We start from the raw sequence: 16610 nt of genomic DNA on the forward strand, positions 1-16610 counted from the left end.
TCACCCTCCGGCGGTCAGCCCGGAGCGAGGCGCCGTCCCCAGGTGGATGCCGACCCGCTTGACCATCAACGTCATCTCGTACGCGACCTGGCCGACGTCCGAGTCGGCGTCGGCGAGCACGGCGAGGCAGCTGCCGTCGCCCGCCGCGGTGACGAACAGGAACGCCTCGTCCAGCTCCACCACGGTCTGGCGGACCTGGCCCGCCTCGAAGTGGCGTCCGACGCCCTTGGCGAGGCTGTGGAAGCCGGAGGCGACGGCGGCCAGGTGCTCGCCGTCCTCGCGGGTCAGGTCGGCGGAGGCGCCGGTGGCGAGTCCGTCGCTGGAGAGCACCAGTGCCTTGCGGATGGACCCGACCCGCTGGACCAGCTCGTCGAGGAGCCAGTTCAGCTCGCCGTTGCCGTTTCCGGAGGTCTGGGTTCCTGCGGCGTTCGGTGCGGTCATCGACCGTCCCCCTCGGGTGTCGTTCCTGGTGCTGTCGTCTCGGCGTTCTGCCGCCGTCCGCGCTGCCAGCCCCGTTGCATCGAAGCCATGCGGTCGCGCACTTCGTCGGCGTCGCGCTCGAAGTCCGTGCCGGCCGGGGCGGTGGAGCCCGTCGCGGCCGTGGAGTCGGTGCGATCGTCCGTCTCGCGCAACTGGGGCGCGAGGCTCGCCTGCCGGACCCGGCGGGGCAGCCCGCCGAACGGTGCCGGTCCTTCGGGCGGTACGGGGACCAGGGTGGGCGGCATGCCCGTGCTCCCGGCGCCCGCGCTTGTGCCGGTGCCGGCGCCGATGCCCTTGCGGGTGCCTCTGCCCGGTGTCTCGGGCTCCTGGGCCGGGACCGGATGGGCGCGGCCCGGCTCGTCGACGCGGCGGCCCCGGTCCACGACGAGCGTGGGCGGACGGCGCCGGGGCAGCGGTACGGGGCCGCGGTCCTCGGACCGGTCGGGCGACTGGTCCGGGGCCTGGCTGTGCTGCTCGCCGTCCGGTGCGGGTGCCGGGGCGAGGCCACCGCGCCGGCTCCGGGGCCGGAAGAGGCCACCGCGCTCGCTCTCGGTGTCCTCCAGGTCGGCGGCCGCGGAGGGCTTGAGCAGCTCGTCGTAGCCGGCCGTGCCCAGGGGCGCCTCGAGTTCGACCGGGCCGTCGAGCGGGGCGCCGAGGGCCGTGTCGAACCCGGTGTCCTTCCGGCCGTCGAGGAGCGAGTGGGCGGCGGACCGGGTGGGTCCGGTGGCCGGCGCGGCGCCGCCGGGCACCTTGGTGAGCGCGGGCCTGCGCTCCGTCGCCGAGCGGTCCAGGCGGAAGCCGCTGCCCTCGGTCTCGGGGGCGTCGGTGAGCAGGGCGGCCGGGATGAAGACGACCGCGGTGGTCCCTCCGTACGGCGAGGGCTGCAGCGAGACCCGGACGTTCTGGCGCTGGGCGAGCCGGCTGACCACGAAGAGGCCGAGGCGGTCGGTGTCCGAGAGCTCGAACTCGGGGGTCTCCGCGAGGCGCAGGTTGGCGTCGAGGAGGAGGTCGGGGTTCATGCCGAGGCCACGGTCGTGGATCTCGAGGGTGAAGCCGTTCGCGACCCGCTCGCCGAGGACCTGCACGGCGGTGTGCGGGGGCGAGAACACCGTGGCGTTCTCCAGGAGTTCGGCGATGAGGTGGGTGAGGTCGGCGACGGCAGGGCCGCCGACGCCGAGCCGGGGCAGGCGCCGGACCTCGATCCGCTCGTAGTCCTCGACCTCGGCGACGGCCGCGCGGACCACGTCCATGAGCTGGACGGGCTTGCGCCACTGCCGGGAGGGCGCGGCGCCGGAGAGGATCACCAGGCCTTCGGCGTGGCGGCGCATGCGGGTGGTCATGTGGTCGAGGCGGAACAGGTCGGCGAGTTCCTCGGTGTCCTCGGTGCGCCGTTCCATGGTGTCGAGGAGGGTCAGCTGGCGGTGCAGCAGGACCTGGTTGCGGCGGGCGAGGTTGACGAAGACCTCGGAGACACCGCGGCGGAGCTCGGCCTGCTTGACGGCGGCCTCGACGGCGGCCCGCTGGAGGGTGTTGAGGGCCTGGCCGACCTGGCCGACCTCGTCGTCCTCGTACCGCAGGTGCGGTACTTCGGTCTCGACGTCGACGAGTTCGCCTGCGGCGAGGCGGCGCATCACGCTCGGCAGCCGTACGCCGGAGACCTCCTGGGCCTCCTTGCGGAGCCGGCGCAGGTCGCGGACGAGGTCGCGGCCGACCCGGACGGAGACGACGACGGAGAGGAGCAGGGCGAGGAAGCCGAGGACGCCGGCGATCCCGGCCTTGAGGAGCACGCTGTAGGCGGCGGGCTGGACGCGGTCCTGGTAGCGGTCGCCGGCTGCGGTGTTCTCCCGCGCGAGGTCGTCGAGGACCGGGGTCGCCCGCTCCTCCCAGCGCTCCGCGGTGACGGCGCGCGGGTTCTTGGTGGCGCCCGCGGCGATCAGGTCCTCTTCGGCGCTGCGCAGCGGTTCGGTGTCGGGGCTGCCCCAGTAGCGTTCGAATCGCTCGCGTTCGACGGTGGGGAGGATCTCGAGGTTGACCTCGTAGAGCAGCTTGCGCTGGGCGACGAGGTCGGTGATCTCGCGGATCTCCTCGCCGGTGACGCGCCCCGACCTGAGCGCGGAGAGGACCAGGGCGTCCTCGCGGGAGAGCAGCTCGCGGGCGCGGGTGACGCCGACGAGGGCCCGGCCCTGCTTGTCCATCTCCACGTTCTCCAGGGCATGGAGGGTGATGAGGAAGCTGTAGCAGGGGTCGACGAGGCGGTTGTAGAAGTCGAGGGCCTGGATCCGGCCGATGCTGCGGTTCTCCACCGAGCGGCGCAGCGAGTCGAGGCCGTCGAGTGCCGTGAGGAAGGAGTCGAGGCGCTGCGACGCGACGGGCCGCATCTCCTCCCGTACGCCGGAGTCGGCCGCGTTGCGCCGGACGAGGGCGATCTGACGGTCGGTCGCCTCGCGCTGCTTGCGCAGGCTGGTGAGAGCGTCGGAGGCGCGCGGGTCGGCGAGGTAGGCGAGCGACTGGCGGCGTTCCTTCTGGATGACGCGCGCGGTGTCCTCGATGGGGTAGCCGACCTTCTCCACGATGTAGCCGACGTCGAGGAGTTGGTCGGCCTCGCGGCCGGTGAGCACGGTCGCGAAGCCCCAGAGGGCGGTGAGGGAGACGAGCGGTACGAGGAGCAACGCCACGATCTTCCGGCGGATGGACTTCCCGCGAAAGCGCATGGCCTCCCCCAGTTCGGCAGGCCTCCACCCGGCGCGGAGGCCTCCTGCGCGACGCGCGGCGTCAACACACAGCGTCAACCCGGGGCGTCAACCATCAGCTTCAACAATTGGCGGCGTGAGCCTACTACTGCATCACAGCCAACTCGAAGGCGCATCCAGGCGATTTTCAGCCTCTTGAGTGAGCGTTGATCTAGAGATGTCCCGCTATCCGGGGAGTTGGGATTCCGCAATGTGGCGCAGGACACGTGGCCGAACCTTGCGGTCGGCCGTCGAGCGGATGGCTGGAATTTTTCGTTCCGGTATGGGCGCGGGGAAACCTTTTCCCCCCGCTGAGCGTCTTTGTCCGTGGGGAGGGGTGCGCCCGAGTAAAGCCGCTCAGGACGGGCAGCCACCCCTGAGGACGGTCGGCTGTGGGGAGTGACGAAGCGATGGAGCACGAGGCGCGGTCCGCGCGGCAGTTGTGGGTGGAGGACGAGAGGGGCCGGCGCCGCATGCCGGACCCGGTGCGTACCGCCGCCGTACGAGCCGTCATGATCGCGTCGATCACACTGGTACAGGCCGTGGTGGCCTTCTTCTGCGCGGTCACGAACTCGTGGCTCGCGTTTCCGATGCTGCTGTCCACCGTGGGCAGCACGGTCGTGGCGACCTGGAGCGTGCTCGATGTCTGGGTGACGCGCCAGGTCTGGCGGCAGCGGAACGGCGTGGTGTCCGAACCGAGCAGCACGGCGCGCGTGTCGCGCCGTGAGCGGCGCCGGGAGCAGAAGGCCGAGAAGGCCGCGAGGGTCGCGGAAGGCGACCCGGGCGGTCACGGAGCGGCGGCGGCGCCCGCCGTACGGCGCGCGGAGGCAGCGGCGCTGTCCGAGGCGGCCTGAGGAACGGACGCGAACGGCCCGGTCCCCTTGGGGGGCCGGGCCGTTCGCCGTTGCAGCGCCGCCGATTCACTGCTGCCGCGGGCTCCGGTTCACCGCTGCGCGGGCTCCGGCTGTTCCTCGGGCGCGCGCCGGAACATCCGCGTCGCGGTGATCTCGCCGTGCACGGCGCCGTCCTCGACGGTCGGCTGCGGCAGGCCGGGCCGCAGGTGCTCCTCGACGATGATGTACTTCAGCCCCGCCCGCAGGTCGGCGTCGTTGCGCAACCGGATGACCAGCGGGAACTCTGCGAGCGCGGTCGTGTCGAACAGACCGGTCGTGTAGAGGAGCTGGACGCCGAGGGCGTCCGACACCGCGCGCTGCAGCTCCAGCAGGTACGTGGCGTTGGCGCGGCCGATCGGGTTGTCGAGGAACAGGGTGCCGGCGTGGCGGTGCTTGTCGCGGCCCCGGTCGTTGGAGCGCAGCGCGGCCATCGTGCAGTAGAGGGCGATGGCGGCGGTGAGGAGCTGGCCGCCCGAGAAGACGTCGCCCATCTGTCCGACCGGCACGCGCTCGGCCCGCAGCACGGCGTCCGGCTTCAGGATCTCGACCGCGATGCCGCGCGGCTCGAGGGCCGCCTGTACGCCCCGCAGGAGCAGGGACATGCCGTCCCGGCGCAGGTCGGAGTTCTTCCTGACGGCGGCGCGGGTCGCCTCGTCGATGACCTCGCCGAGCCGCTCGGTGAGCGTGGCCTGGTCCGGCTCCTCGAAGCGGATGCGCAGGAACTCCTGGCCCGACCACTCGCCGAGCCCCTCGGGAAGCCGCGAGAGCCGCTGGGCGGAGCGGAGCGTGGTCAGCGCGGACTCCACGAGGCCGCGCAGGCGGTCGACGATGGAGTCGCGGTTGCGCTCCAGCTGCTCCAGTTCGTCGGTGAGGACACGGAGCCGCGGTGCGAAGGCCTCGGCCCACTTCGCGGCGTGCTCCGGGAGCGCGGCGGCGGGCAGTTCACGGATCTGCTGCCGGGCGGGGGTGCGGACCTGCTCGTAGCGGGTCGCGTTGGCGTGCCGGACGAGGATGTCGCTCGCCTCGCGGACGGCCGCGTCGGCCCCGGAGAGGTCGGCGGCGCAGCCGCGCAGGGAGCGGCGGGCCTCGGCCGCGGTCTGCCGTGCCTCCTCCAGGGTGCCGGGGTACGGCTCCGGGCCGTCCTCCTCGTCCTCGGTGTGGTCGCGGAGCAGGTCGCGCAGGAGGGCCGCGGTCTCGTCGAAGCCGCCGGCGGCGTCCTCGGCGGCGCGGTGGGCGCGCAGCAGGCCGGTGTGCGCCGTGCGGGCGGCCTCCAGGGCGTCGCTGCGGGCCGCGAGTTCGGTGGTGGCGGTACGGAGCAGGGCCTGGGCCTGCTCGGCGTCGGCGGGGACCAGCTCCTCCGGGAGTTCGGTGTGCGACTCGCCGTCCTCGGGGGCCAGCCGCTCGGACTCGCCGCGGAGCCGGCCGAGCTTCTCGCTCGCCTCGCTCGCGCGGCTCTCCAGCATCTGGACGAGGGACTCGGCGCGGGCGGCGGCCGCCTGCCGGGACGGGCCGTCGGCGCCGTCCGTGGACTCCAGGAGCTGCTCGGCGCGGACGCGGACCTTGTTGGTGAGGCGGTCCAGTTCGGCGAGTGCGGCGGACTCGTCGCTCTCGGCGCGCGCCTGCTCGGCGCGGAGGTCGGCGCCGACGCCGACCTTCTCGTACACCTGGGACGCGGCGCGGTAGGCCTCCCGCAGGGTGGGCAGTGCGGTGCGCGGGGCGTCCGCGTCCTCCTCGGGGAGCTGGTCGGGGGCGCCGGCGATCTCCGCGCGCTCGGCGCGCAGGGCGCGGGCGGTGCGGTGGGCGTCGTCGGCGGCGCGCTGGGCGGCACGGCGGTCCTCGTCGGCGGCCCTGGCGCGCTCCAGGCAGGTCTGGGCGCGGGCCTCGGACTCGGTGGCGTCGTCGGCCAGTTCGCGGAGCTTGGCCTGCCAGGCGGAGCGCTCGCGGAGCCGGAACGCCAGGCCCGCGAGGGCGTCGGCGGCGCGGCGGGCGCGCTGGGCGGCCTCCTGGCGTTCGTCGCGGACGCGGGCGGCGTCGCCGGCGGCCTCGTCGGCCTCCGCGCGTACCGTACGGGCCTCGGTGAGGGTGGCCGCGGCCGCCTCGGCGGTCTCGCGGGCGGTGGCGGCGACGGCGGCCAGTTCGGCGAGCATGCCGTGCGGGCAGTCGGTGCGCCAGGAGCCGATCCGGGCGGCGAGCGAGCGGTCGCCGGTGAGGCGGGCGGCGAGCTTGCGGATCTCCTCGTCGCGGGCGGCGGCGCGGGCGCGCAGGGCGTGCCGTTCCTCGTCGGCCGCGTGCTCGTCGTGCATGGCCGGGTTCGGCGGCACGAGGAAGACGCCGGCTTCCTCGCCGGACTCCGGAGCGGGCACAGGCGCCAGGAGCGCGGCGGCGGTGCCGACGGCGACGGTGGAGCGCGGCAGCAGGGCGGCGGTGCTCAGCACCTCGCGGGCGCGGGCGTACGAGACGGGGTCGGTGATCACGACACCGTCGACCAGCTCGGGGCGGGCGGCGAGGACGGCGGCGTGGTCGGCGGGGTCGACGGCCTGGGCGAGATAGCGCCAGCCCGGGAGGGCCGGGATGCCCTGCTCACCGAGGTACTCGACGGTGGCGAGCACGTCGGGTCCCGGCGGCAGGAGTCCGCCGTCGCCGAGGGCGCCGAGGATGCGGGAGTCGTCGGCCGCGGCGGTGCGCAGGTCGAAGAGCTGGCGCTCGGCGGAGGCGATGGACTGGTCGAGCAGGCGCCGCAGTTCGTCGGCGTACCGGTCGAACTCGGTGACGGTGAACGGGCCGTGGGTCCCTTCGGGACCGGTGGCGCGGTCGGCGGCGGTGGCGCGGTCGGTGCCGGAGGCATGGTCGGGTGCGGCCGCGGGGCCGTCTTCGCCCGGCGGGAGGTCCTGGCCTTCGGCGGGGCCCGGCCGGGCCTCTCCTTCGGCCTCGCTCACGCGCTGGCCCGGCAGCGGGGACGTCGTCCGGGGCGGGAGGCTGAGGAGTTCGGCGAGGCGGTCGTCGGCGGCGAGGGACTCGGCCGCGCGGCGCTCCGCGTCGTAGGCGTTCTCAGCGGCCTCGGCGGCGTCCGTGGCGCGGGCCGCGGCGAGTTCGGCACGGGACTCGGCGGCGGCCGCCTCGCGGGCGCGGTCGGCCGCCTCGCGGGCGGCGTCGCGGGCCGCGTCGAAGGCGGCGACCGCGGTCTTCTCGGCGTCGCTCGCGGCGAGGGCGGCGCGGGCCGGGTCGGCGTCGGGGGCGGAGTCGTCGAGCCAGCCCGCCCGTACCGCCTCGGCCGTCTCCTGCTCGACCTCCGCGAGACGCTGGCGCAGGTGCCCGGCCTCGCTGCGGGCGCGCTGGGCCTCGGTCGCGGCGACGGTCGCGTCCCGGTGGGCGGTCTCGCCCGCCTCCTGGAGGGCGGCGGAGCGCTCCTCCTCCTCGGCCGCGTGCCGTTCGCCTTCCTCGGCCGCCGCGTGCAGGGCGCGGACGAGGTCGGCGGCGGCCTTGGCGCGGGCGGCGAGCGCGGGGGCGGCGTCCCGCTCGGCCTCGCGGATGGCCGCGGCCACGCGCGCGGAGCGGTCGCCGGCGGCCCGGTGGCGGAGCACGGCCTCGGCGGCCTGCCAGGCGGAGTGCAGCGTGCGGGCCTCGATGAGCTCGCGCCGCTGGGAGGCGGCGCCCTTCTCGGCGACCGTGAGGGCCAGGGAGGCGTGCCGGAAGGCGAGTTCGGCCGCGATGAGGGAGCTGCGGCCGCGGGCCGCCTCTGCCTCGGAGACGGCGTGCGCGGCGGAGGTGACCTGCTGGGCGAGCTCAGCCGTACGGGCACGTTCCTCGGTGGCGCGGGCGGAGAGCCGGCGGGCGAGCGTACGCGTGCGGCGCTCGGCCCCGGCGTGGACGTCACGCGCGCGTGCCCGGGTCTCGGCGGCTTCGACGATCCGGCCGAGGAGGTCGACGGAGCCGGCGGTGAAGTCGCGTTCGGCGGTGAGTTCGGCGCGCCGCCCGAGCTTGTTGCCGAAGCCGCTGACCAGGTCGGCGAGGCCGTCGGTGTCCCGGGTGTCGGTGACGGCCCGCAGGAGCAGGTCGGTGAAGTCGGAGTCCTTCTTGACCGCGAAGAGGCCGGCGGCCTCGCCCTCGTCGGCGTTCATCTCCCGCTGGTAGCGGAAGAGTTCGGGATCGAGGCCCAGCTCGCCGAGGTGCTCGTTCCAGCGGTCGTGAATCTCCTCCCAGTACACCTCCAGATGCGGGTACGCCTTGCCCGCCTCGGTGAGGGCGTCCCGGAAGCCCTTCATGGTGCGGCGGCGGCCCTGCGCGCCGGACGCGCCCTCGACGGGCGGGCGTACGGAGGTGGCCTCCGCGACCGGCAGGTTGTCCAGGCTGAGGCCGGGGCCGGGGCGGAAGGAGTACCAGGCCTCGGCGAACTTGCGGGGGTCGTTGGAGACCTGGCGCCCGCGCCACTCGCTGGCCTTGCCGACGACGACCAGCTCGCCGGTGAGGGTGTGCTGCCACTCCAGGGCGACATGGCCGCAGTCGTCGGCGAGCAGGAACTTGCGCAGCACACCGGAGCTGGCGCCGCCGAGGGTGTTGCGGTGGCCGGGGAGCATGACCGAGAAGATCAGCTTGAGGAGGACGGACTTGCCTCCGCCGTTCTCCAGGAAGAGCACGCCCGCCGGGGCGGGCCGGCGCGGCGGGCCGACCGGCTCCTCCTCGAAGAACTCCGCCTGAGTGGGGGCGGGGTTGGGCACGGGCGCGCCGACTCCGCGCAGGTCCAGGACGGTGTCGGCGTAACGCGCACCGGCGGGACCGATGGAGTAGAGGCGGACCCGGGACAACTCGTACATGGCGGCGGGGCTCTCAGTCGTCTTCTGAAGCTTCTGAAGTCTGGTTCTGCAGTCTGGCGGTCAGGCGTGGAAGGGCAGGCCGGCGTCGGCGGCGAGGTCCAGGTCGTCGCCCTGTGGCGGCGGCAGGAGCGTCGCACTGCCGTCGCTGACGGGGACCACGCCGAGGTCGAGCAGCTCGGCCATGGCGGCGCTGCCGGCCATGTCGCGGACCTGGAGCTGGTAGCGGGCGGTCGTGCGGTAGGCGCCGCCGGAGTCGTCGCCGGTGCGCTGGAGGAAGCCGGAGTCGGTGAGGAAGGCGACGGCCTTGCCGACGATGCCGGTGGTGGAGCCGGCCAGGCGGCGGGCGTCCTTGGTGGCGCCGGTGGAGCTGCGGCGGGCGTAGATCCGCCAGGCGGCCTCCAGGCCGGGGGCGTCGGACGCGGGGTCGGTGTTCTCGCCCAGCTCCTCGGCGCGCTCTTCGAGCCGGCGGCAGGCCTGGCGTACGAAGGCGTCGACTCCGTTGACGGTGAGCCGGCCGATGTAGCCGTCGTCGGCGAGGTCCTCGGGGCGGGGGAAGGCCATGGCGGCGACGGCGAGGTGGGCGAGTCCGTGCAGGAAGCGGTCGGCCGAGTCGGTGTTGGCGCGGCGGGCGTAGTCGCCCATGCGGACGGCGAAGACGGAGTCCTCGCCCGCGGTGACGGCCATTCCCGCGCGCGGGGAGACCTCGAGGACGACGAGACCGAGGCCGGTGGCGACGGCGTCGGCGAGACGCGCGAAGGCGGGGTCCTCGCGGTAGCGCCGGAGCAGCTCGGTGTACTCGGTGTCGCGGGCGGGCAGCAGCTTGGGCTGGAGCCCGAAGGAGACGAGCCGTGCGGCGTCGGCCGCGTCGGCGGGGGTGACCGCGTGCGCCGCGGCCTGGGTGCCGTGGTGCGGTGCGGCTGACGTGACCGGTGTTGCTGGTGTGCCCGGTGTGGCGGCGGGGGTGTGCGGGGGCTCCGGCTCGCTCCACGCGTCGGCGTGCTCGGCGTGGTGTTCGCTCACGGCTGGGGCTCCTCGGTACGGATGGTGCGGGTCGTCGGTGGTGCGGGCGGTCCGGTCGGCTCGGGCGCCGCGGTCTGTTCCGTTGCTGCGGTCGGCTCGGGGGCATCGGACGGTTCCGTCGCCGCGGTCGGCTCGGGCGCTTCGGGGCGGGGCAGCGGGAGGCGGACCGGGATCACGCGCACGGCGGGCCGCCTGGGCGGGGCCGGGTCCGCCCCGACCGGGCGGGTGACGGCGAGCCGCATGGCCCGCACGAACGGCGCGGGACTCCGGCGGACGGGCGTCGCGGGCGGAGGTACGGGCACGACCCCCAGGACCATGGGGGCCGGGGGCTGGGCGGGTACGTGCGTGCCCGGCACGGGAGTCGCGGGGGTCTGCGGAGCGGCGTGAGCCTCCGGAGTGGCGGGAGTCTCGGAAGCCTCCCGTGCCTCGGGGACCGTCGCGGGGGCCTTCTGCTCGGTGGTCATGAGGCCTCCGTGCGGTCCGCGGCCATGCCGAGCGCGTCCAGGAGTGCCGTACCGACTATCAGGTCGGCACCGCCGAACTCCGGGTCGTCCAGCTGCGTGCCGTCGTCCACCGCGAAGAGCAGGCGCTCCTCGCCCTGGCGGTACGCGGTGCCGACCGGCGGGCTCGCGGCGTGGACGGCGAGCAGGGCGACCAGGTACGGGAGATCGGTGTCGCCGGGGTCGCGCAGACGGGCCTCGGCGAGCAGGCCGGAGAGGCGGCGCGGGGCGTCGTGCTCCAGGTCGAGCAGCTCCTTCGCGCGCGCCAGCTGCTCGTCGCTGAAGCGGCTGTCGTCGGGCGTCGCGATCAGGTCGGGTTCGGGCATCTCCGCGCCCAGGTGCTCGCGCTCGACGGGCGGGGTGAGGAGCATCTCGACGAGGTCGCCGACGCGCACGGAGGCGGGGGTGCGCAGGCCGGTGCCGCGGGCGAAGAACGCGTCGGTGACCCGGGTCGCCCGCTCGACGGGGAGCGGCAGGATCGGCGCGACGAGCTGACCGTAGAGGTCTATCCCGGTGTACGAGGTCGGCGCGGCGAAGGCCTGCCGGTCCTGCTCCGCGCGGAAGAGCGGGCCCGCCTCCAGGAGGCGGGACTGGAGCTGGGTGTGACGGCGGATGCAGTCCTTGACGATGTCGACGAGTTCGGCGGCGCGGCGCTTGTGCTCGGGCTCCTCGGCCTCGTCGCGGGCCTTGCGGATGTTCGTGAGGATCGCGTTCTCGTGGCGGTAGCGGTCGGCGACGTGGTCGAGGGCCTCGGCGATCATGTCGGGGACGGTCTCGAGCCAGTCCACCGCGCGCACGTTCCGACGGGTCGCCTCCAGGGTCCTGCGGAGGGTCTCGGCGTACTGCACGGTGCGGTACCGCGCCTGCTCGGCGGCGAGCTGGGCGTCGGCGAGCCGGCCCCTGCTGATCAGCACCTCCAGCTTCACCTCGGCGGCGATCTGGGCGCTGGTGACATCGGTGTCCAGGGCTCCGACCAGGACGTTGACCGCTTCGTCGGTCGTCCGGAGGTAGACCCCGCCGCCGTAGCCCGGGACCTCTTCGATCAGTTTGAAGTCGTAGTCGCGACGGGTGTAGACGCCGTCCGCGCCGAAGGTGCCGTAGACGGCGCGGAAGCCGCGGTCCACGCTGCCGACGTTGATCAGGTTCTCCAGGACCCAGCGGGCGACCCGCTCGTGCTCCGCGGCGGGGCGCTCGGGGGCCTGGGCGGCGACGCGGGGCAGCAGGCGCGAGACGATCTGCTCGTGGTCGGCGCCCGTGTCGAAGTCCATGTTGAGTGTGACGAGGTCGATGGCGGAGAGGGCGACCTCGGCCATCGCGTAGACCGAGTACTCACCCGCCAGGTTCGCCTTGCGCGTGTCCAGGTCGTGCAGCGGGGCGGTGCACGCGAGCGCGCGGAGCCGCCGCGCGAGCCCTTCGTCGGCGGCCGGACCCGGCGCGGGCCGCGGCCCCGCGCTGAGCTGGGGCGGAACGAGGTCCGTCGAGGCAGGCGAAGTCACGGTGCACAGATTAGGTCCTCGAACTGACAACGGTCGAAACGGCGCAGATACGACCCGGCCGCGCCGGGGCCTCCGCCGCCCCCGTCCCTCCGGGGGGGCCGCCCTCCGTCCCTCCGGGGGCCGCGGGCCGCCGCTACGCCTCCGCCCGGTCCGGTTCGTCGACCGCCTTGGCGTACGCCGCGGCGACCCGGGTGCGGGAGTCGTCGAGGTAGCCGGCCAGAAGCTGTTCCGCCGTCTCGCGTTCCCCGGCGAGCAGAGCGTCCAGAATCTCCTGGTTTCGTACGAGATAAGGCTCGTGCAGTCCGCGCGGGTCGTCGACGATGTGGAAGGCGAGCCGGAGTTCGGCGAGGACGCCCCGCATCAGCTCGTCCGTGCGCGCGCTGCCCGCGAGGGCGACCAGTTCGCGGTGGAAGTGGATGTTGGCGGTGGAGACACCCCTCCAGTCCTCCGCGCCGGCGGCCGCCCTGCCCTCCTCGACGGCGGCGAGGAGTCCGTCCACCGCGAACGGCGGCTCCCCCAGCGCGTGCACGACCGCGCATTCGACGAGCCGGCGGGTGCGGTAGATGTCGGCGACGTCCTCGACGGCGAGCACCCGGACGAAGACCCCCCGGTTGAGTTCGTGGACGAGCAGCCGTTCGTGGGTGAGCAGCCGGAACGCCTCGCGCAGGGTGTTGCGGGAGACCCCGAGCGCGCCGCCGATGCTGTCCTCGGAGAGCCGGGTGCCGGGCGGGAAGAAGCCCTCGGCGATCCGGGTGCGCAGGATGTCCGCCACGCGCTCCGCCGTGCTGGTCCGCCCGAGCAGCGCCCGGTCGTCGGCGAGTTCGCCGAGTTCACCGGACTGCCCGATTCCACCCGTTCCGCCGCTTCCGCCGATTCCGCCCACCGCGCCTCGTTCCTCTCGTCGTTCGCGGCCGAGTCAATCGCAGCCGCCGCCCGGAAACAAGAACGTGACGACATGCCTCTTGTCGGATCGTTCAACGATCCCCTACCTTGACAACACCGCACGGTCCTTCAGTACGTCTCTCAGGCACGCTCCTCCCCCTCTGCGAGGTGCAGATGAGCACGACACAGACCCAGCAGCAGACCCAGGGCGAACGGCCCGACGACACGGGCGCGTTCGCCTGGCTGCGCGCCCTCGGGCCGCGCGGGCGCCGCGCCTTCGGCGGCGCGTTCGGCGGATACGCCCTGGATTCCTACGACTTCTTCACCCTGCCGCTCTCGATGGTGGCGATCGCCGCCTACTTCAGCCTCGACAAGGGACAGACCGGTCTGCTCACCACGGTCACCCTGGTCGTCTCGGCGGTCGGCGGCGCGCTGGCCGGCATCCTGGCCGACCGCATCGGCCGGGTGAAGGCGCTGATGATCACGGTCATCACCTACGCGCTCTTCACCGTCCTGTGCGGCTTCGCGCCCAACTACGAGACCCTGATGGTCTTCCGCGCCCTCCAGGGCCTCGGCTTCGGCGGCGAGTGGGCGGTCGGCGCGATCCTGGTCGCCGAGTACGCCTCCGCCAAGCACCGGGGCCGTACGCTCGGCGCCATCCAGAGCGCGTGGGCGGCCGGCTGGGCGCTCGCGGTGATCGTGTACACCCTGGTCTTCGCGTTCGTCGAGGCCGATCTCGCCTGGCGGGTCATGTTCTGGACGGGCGCCCTGCCCGCGCTGCTCGTGGTCTACGTCCGGCGGAACGTCGAGGACGCCCCGCAGGCCGCCGAGATCCGGCGCGACTCGGCCGAACGCGGCTCGTTCACGGCCATCTTCAAGCCGTCCCTGCTGCGCACCACGCTCTTCGCCGTACTGCTCTCGACCGGCGTGCAGGGCGGCTACTACACGCTCGCCACCTGGGTGCCGACCTTCCTGAAGACCGAACGGGGGCTGACGGTCGTCGGCACCGGCGGCTATCTGGCGTTCCTGATCTCCGGGGCCTTCATCGGGTATCTGACCGGCGGGTACCTCACCGACCGGCTCGGCCGGAAGAAGAACATCGCGCTCTTCGCCGCCCTGTCGGCGCTGTCCGTCCTCGCCTACACGAACATCCCGTCCGGGGCGAACACGCTGCTCCTCGTCCTCGGGTTCCCGCTCGGCTTCTGCATGTCGGCCATCTTCAGCGGGTTCGGTTCCTTCCTCGCCGAGCTGTACCCGACGGCGGTACGGGGCACGGGGCAGGGCTTCACGTACAACACCGGGCGCGCGGTCGGCGCCGTCTTCCCGACGCTGGTGGGCTTCCTCGCCGAGAGCTGGGGCGTCGGCGGCGCGCTGGTGTTCGGGGCGATCGGCTACGGGCTCGCGGTCCTGGCCCTGCTCGGCCTGCCGGAGACCCGCGGAAAAGAACTGGTATGACCCCCGCGGCGGTTGTCACCCATGGGCGAGACGCCGAACACCGCGTCGCGGCCTGAGCCGCCCGCGCCGCCGCACGTGACGGAAGGAACCACCATGACCTCGGCCTCGATCGATCTCAACGCCGACCTCGGCGAGGGCTTCGGCCGCTGGACGCTCACCGACGACGAGGAGCTGCTCTCCGTCGTCACCAGCGCCAACGTGGCCTGCGGCTTCCACGCCGGGGACGCGGTCACCATGCGCCGCGTCTGCGATCTGGCGGCGCAGAGAGGCGTGACGATCGGGGCCCAGGTCTCCTACCGGGACCTGGCCGGGTTCGGCCGGCGCTCGATGGACGTCCCGGCGGACGAGCTGGCCGCCGAGGTGGCGTACCAGATCGGCGCGCTCGACGTGTTCGCCCGGGCGGCCGGTGCGCGGGTGGCGTACGTCAAGCCGCACGGCGCGCTGTACAACAGGGTGGTCCGGGACGAGGCGCAGGCGGCGGCCGTCGTGGCCGGTGTGCTGCTCGCGGGCGGCGGGCTGCCCGTGCTCGGGCTGCCCGGTTCGCGGCTGCACGAGGCGGCCGGGAAGGCGGGGCTGCCGGTGGTGACCGAGGCCTTCGGCGACCGGGCGTACACGGCCGACGGTTCCCTGCTGCCACGGGGGCAGGAGGGGGCCGTCGTCACCGATCCGGCCGAGGTCGTGGAACGGTCGGTGTCCATGGCCAGGTTCGGGGTGGTCACCGCGCACTGCGGCCGGTCCGTCGCCGTACGGGCGCGTTCGCTCTGTCTGCACGGCGACACCCCGGGCGCGGTCGGCCTGGCCCGGCGGGTGCGCGCCGAACTGGAGGCGACCGGAGTCAGGGTGGAGGCGTTCGTATGAAGGCGCGACGGGTGTACCGGGTCGGCGAGCGGGCGCTGCTCGTCGAGTTGGGGAGCGGGACGGAGACGGAGGCGTTCCACGCCGAGCTGCTGCGGCGGCGGGCGGGCGGTGTGCTGCCGTCCGTACGGGAGATCGTGCCGGCGGCGCGGACGGTGCTGCTCGACGGGGTCGACGCGCCGGACGTGCTGGCCGGGCAGCTTCGGGAGTGGTCGGTTCCGCCGCTCCACGCGCGCGTGGAGCGGGCCGTCGAGGTACCGGTCCGCTACGACGGGCCCGATCTGGCCGAGGTCGCCTCGCTCTGGGGGGTGTCCGTGGAGACGGCGGTCCGGATCCACTCGGCCACCGAGTTCCGGGTCGCGTTCTGCGGGTTCGCGCCGGGCTTCGGGTATCTGACCGGGCTCGGCGAGCAGTACCAGGTACCGCGGCGGGCGACGCCGAGGACGGCCGTCCCCGCCGGGTCGGTCGCGCTCGCGGGGCCGTACACCGGGGTCTATCCGCGCTCCTCGCCCGGCGGCTGGCAGTTGATCGGCTCCACGGACGCGGTGCTGTGGGACGCGGGCCGTGAGCCCGCGGCGCTGCTCACGCCCGGTGCCCGGGTGCGCTTCGTCGTGGAGAGCCGGTGACCGATCGTGCGTTGGCGGTGGTCCGGGCGGGTGCGCTGACCACCGTGCAGGACCTGGGGCGGACCGGGTACGCGCATCTGGGCGTGCCCCGCTCCGGGGCGCTGGATCCGGGCGCTGCCCGCCTGGTGAACCGGCTCGTGGGCAACCCCGAGGACGCGGCCGTCCTGGAGACCACGGTCGACGGGTGCGCGGTACGGCCCCGTGGTCCGGTGACGGTCGCCGTGGGCGGCGCGCCGTGCCCGGTCACGGTCGACGGCCGGCCGGCCGCCTGGGGGACGGCGGTACGGGTACCTGCGGGGGCGCTCCTCGATGTGGGGCGGGCCACTCGTGGCCTGCGCGCGTACGTGGGGTTCGGGGGCGGGCTCGCCGTCGAACCCGTCCTCGGCAGCCGCTCGACCGACCTGCTGTCCGGGCTCGGCCCGGCGCCGCTGGCGGACGGGGCCGTGCTGCCGCTGGGAGCGGAGTCGGCCCCACGGGGGTGGGTCGACGCTCCCCCCTGGCCGGGCGCGGCGGACGAACTCGTCCTCCGGGTCCGGCTGGGCCCGCGTGACGACTGGTTCACCCCGGCGGCCCTGCGCACCCTGGTCACGCGCGCGTACCGGGTCTCCCCCGCCACGAACCGCATCGGCCTGCGGACCGAGGGACCGCGACTGGAGCGGGCGGTGACGGCCGAACTCCCCAGCGAGGGCATGGTCCTGGGCGCGGTCCAGGTGCCGCCGGACGGCCGGCCGGTGATCTTCCTCGCCGACCACCCGACGACCGGCGGCTATCCGGTCGTCGCGGTGGTGCGGGAGGCCGACCTGGCCGCGGCGGCGCAGGCGGTGCCGGGGACGGTGGTGCGGTTCGTGCCCGTGCGCTGAGGC

Annotated in this window: 12 protein-coding genes; 5 read left to right on the plus strand and 7 right to left on the minus strand. The window is 74.4% G+C overall.

What is annotated here, in order from left to right:
* Both ACF09C_RS20445 and ACF09C_RS20450 read right to left on the minus strand, forming a co-directional pair.
* The gene (locus ACF09C_RS20445) at positions 1-441 is read right to left on the minus strand and encodes a roadblock/LC7 domain-containing protein (protein ID WP_362428216.1); all 441 of its coding nucleotides are present in this window, start codon (positions 439-441) and stop codon (positions 1-3) included.
* A complete protein-coding gene (locus tag ACF09C_RS20450) occupies positions 438-3191 on the minus strand; it encodes a nitrate- and nitrite sensing domain-containing protein (RefSeq protein WP_392093044.1) in 2754 nt (917 codons plus the stop codon). The genes ACF09C_RS20445 and ACF09C_RS20450 overlap by 4 nt, the downstream gene beginning before the upstream one ends.
* Before the next feature lie 410 nt (positions 3192-3601).
* Between ACF09C_RS20450 and ACF09C_RS20455 the strand changes: the two genes are divergently transcribed.
* Positions 3602-4063, plus strand: a complete 462-nt coding sequence (locus tag ACF09C_RS20455) for a hypothetical protein (RefSeq protein ID WP_392093046.1) — start codon at positions 3602-3604, stop codon at positions 4061-4063.
* An 89-nt stretch (positions 4064-4152) separates the two neighbouring features.
* Here ACF09C_RS20455 and ACF09C_RS20460 read toward each other — a convergent pair whose 3' ends face one another.
* The 5 genes from ACF09C_RS20460 to ACF09C_RS20480 form a co-directional block, all read right to left on the minus strand.
* Entirely contained in the window at positions 4153-8913 is a 4761-nt protein-coding gene (locus ACF09C_RS20460; RefSeq protein ID WP_392093048.1) for a hypothetical protein, read from the minus strand.
* A gap of 60 nt (positions 8914-8973) precedes the next feature.
* Positions 8974-9933 carry a hypothetical protein gene (locus ACF09C_RS20465; protein ID WP_392093050.1) on the minus strand — a complete coding sequence of 320 codons (960 nt, stop codon included), beginning with the start codon at positions 9931-9933 and terminating at the stop codon, positions 8974-8976.
* Positions 9930-10397: a hypothetical protein gene (locus ACF09C_RS20470; RefSeq protein WP_392093052.1), complete on the minus strand. Its 468-nt coding sequence runs from the start codon at positions 10395-10397 to the stop codon at positions 9930-9932. The genes ACF09C_RS20465 and ACF09C_RS20470 overlap by 4 nt, the downstream gene beginning before the upstream one ends.
* The gene (locus tag ACF09C_RS20475) at positions 10394-11929 is read right to left on the minus strand and encodes a hypothetical protein (protein ID WP_392093053.1); all 1536 of its coding nucleotides are present in this window, start codon (positions 11927-11929) and stop codon (positions 10394-10396) included. The genes ACF09C_RS20470 and ACF09C_RS20475 overlap by 4 nt, the downstream gene beginning before the upstream one ends.
* A gap of 133 nt (positions 11930-12062) precedes the next feature.
* A complete protein-coding gene (locus tag ACF09C_RS20480; RefSeq protein ID WP_392093055.1) occupies positions 12063-12812 on the minus strand; it encodes a GntR family transcriptional regulator in 750 nt (249 codons plus the stop codon).
* Between the two features lie 173 nt (positions 12813-12985).
* Here ACF09C_RS20480 and ACF09C_RS20485 point away from each other — a divergent pair, with 173 nt between their 5' ends.
* The 4 genes from ACF09C_RS20485 to ACF09C_RS20500 all read left to right on the plus strand — a co-directional run bounded on the left by ACF09C_RS20485 (position 12986) and on the right by ACF09C_RS20500 (position 16607).
* On the plus strand, positions 12986-14266 hold the full coding sequence (locus ACF09C_RS20485) for an MFS transporter (protein ID WP_392093056.1): 1281 nt from the start codon (positions 12986-12988) through the stop codon (positions 14264-14266).
* Positions 14267-14359: 93 nt separating this feature from the next.
* Positions 14360-15124 carry a LamB/YcsF family protein gene (locus ACF09C_RS20490; protein ID WP_392093058.1) on the plus strand — a complete coding sequence of 255 codons (765 nt, stop codon included), beginning with the start codon at positions 14360-14362 and terminating at the stop codon, positions 15122-15124.
* The gene (gene pxpB, locus ACF09C_RS20495; RefSeq protein WP_392093060.1) at positions 15121-15747 is read left to right on the plus strand and encodes a 5-oxoprolinase subunit PxpB; all 627 of its coding nucleotides are present in this window, start codon (positions 15121-15123) and stop codon (positions 15745-15747) included. Before ACF09C_RS20490 ends, pxpB begins: the two co-directional genes overlap by 4 nt.
* Positions 15744-16607: a biotin-dependent carboxyltransferase family protein gene (locus tag ACF09C_RS20500; RefSeq protein WP_392093061.1), complete on the plus strand. Its 864-nt coding sequence runs from the start codon at positions 15744-15746 to the stop codon at positions 16605-16607. The genes pxpB and ACF09C_RS20500 overlap by 4 nt, the downstream gene beginning before the upstream one ends.
* Positions 16608-16610 lie beyond the last annotated feature (3 nt).

The organism is Streptomyces sp. NPDC014870 (genome assembly GCF_043081505.1).
GTDB lineage: Bacteria > Actinomycetota > Actinomycetes > Streptomycetales > Streptomycetaceae > Streptomyces.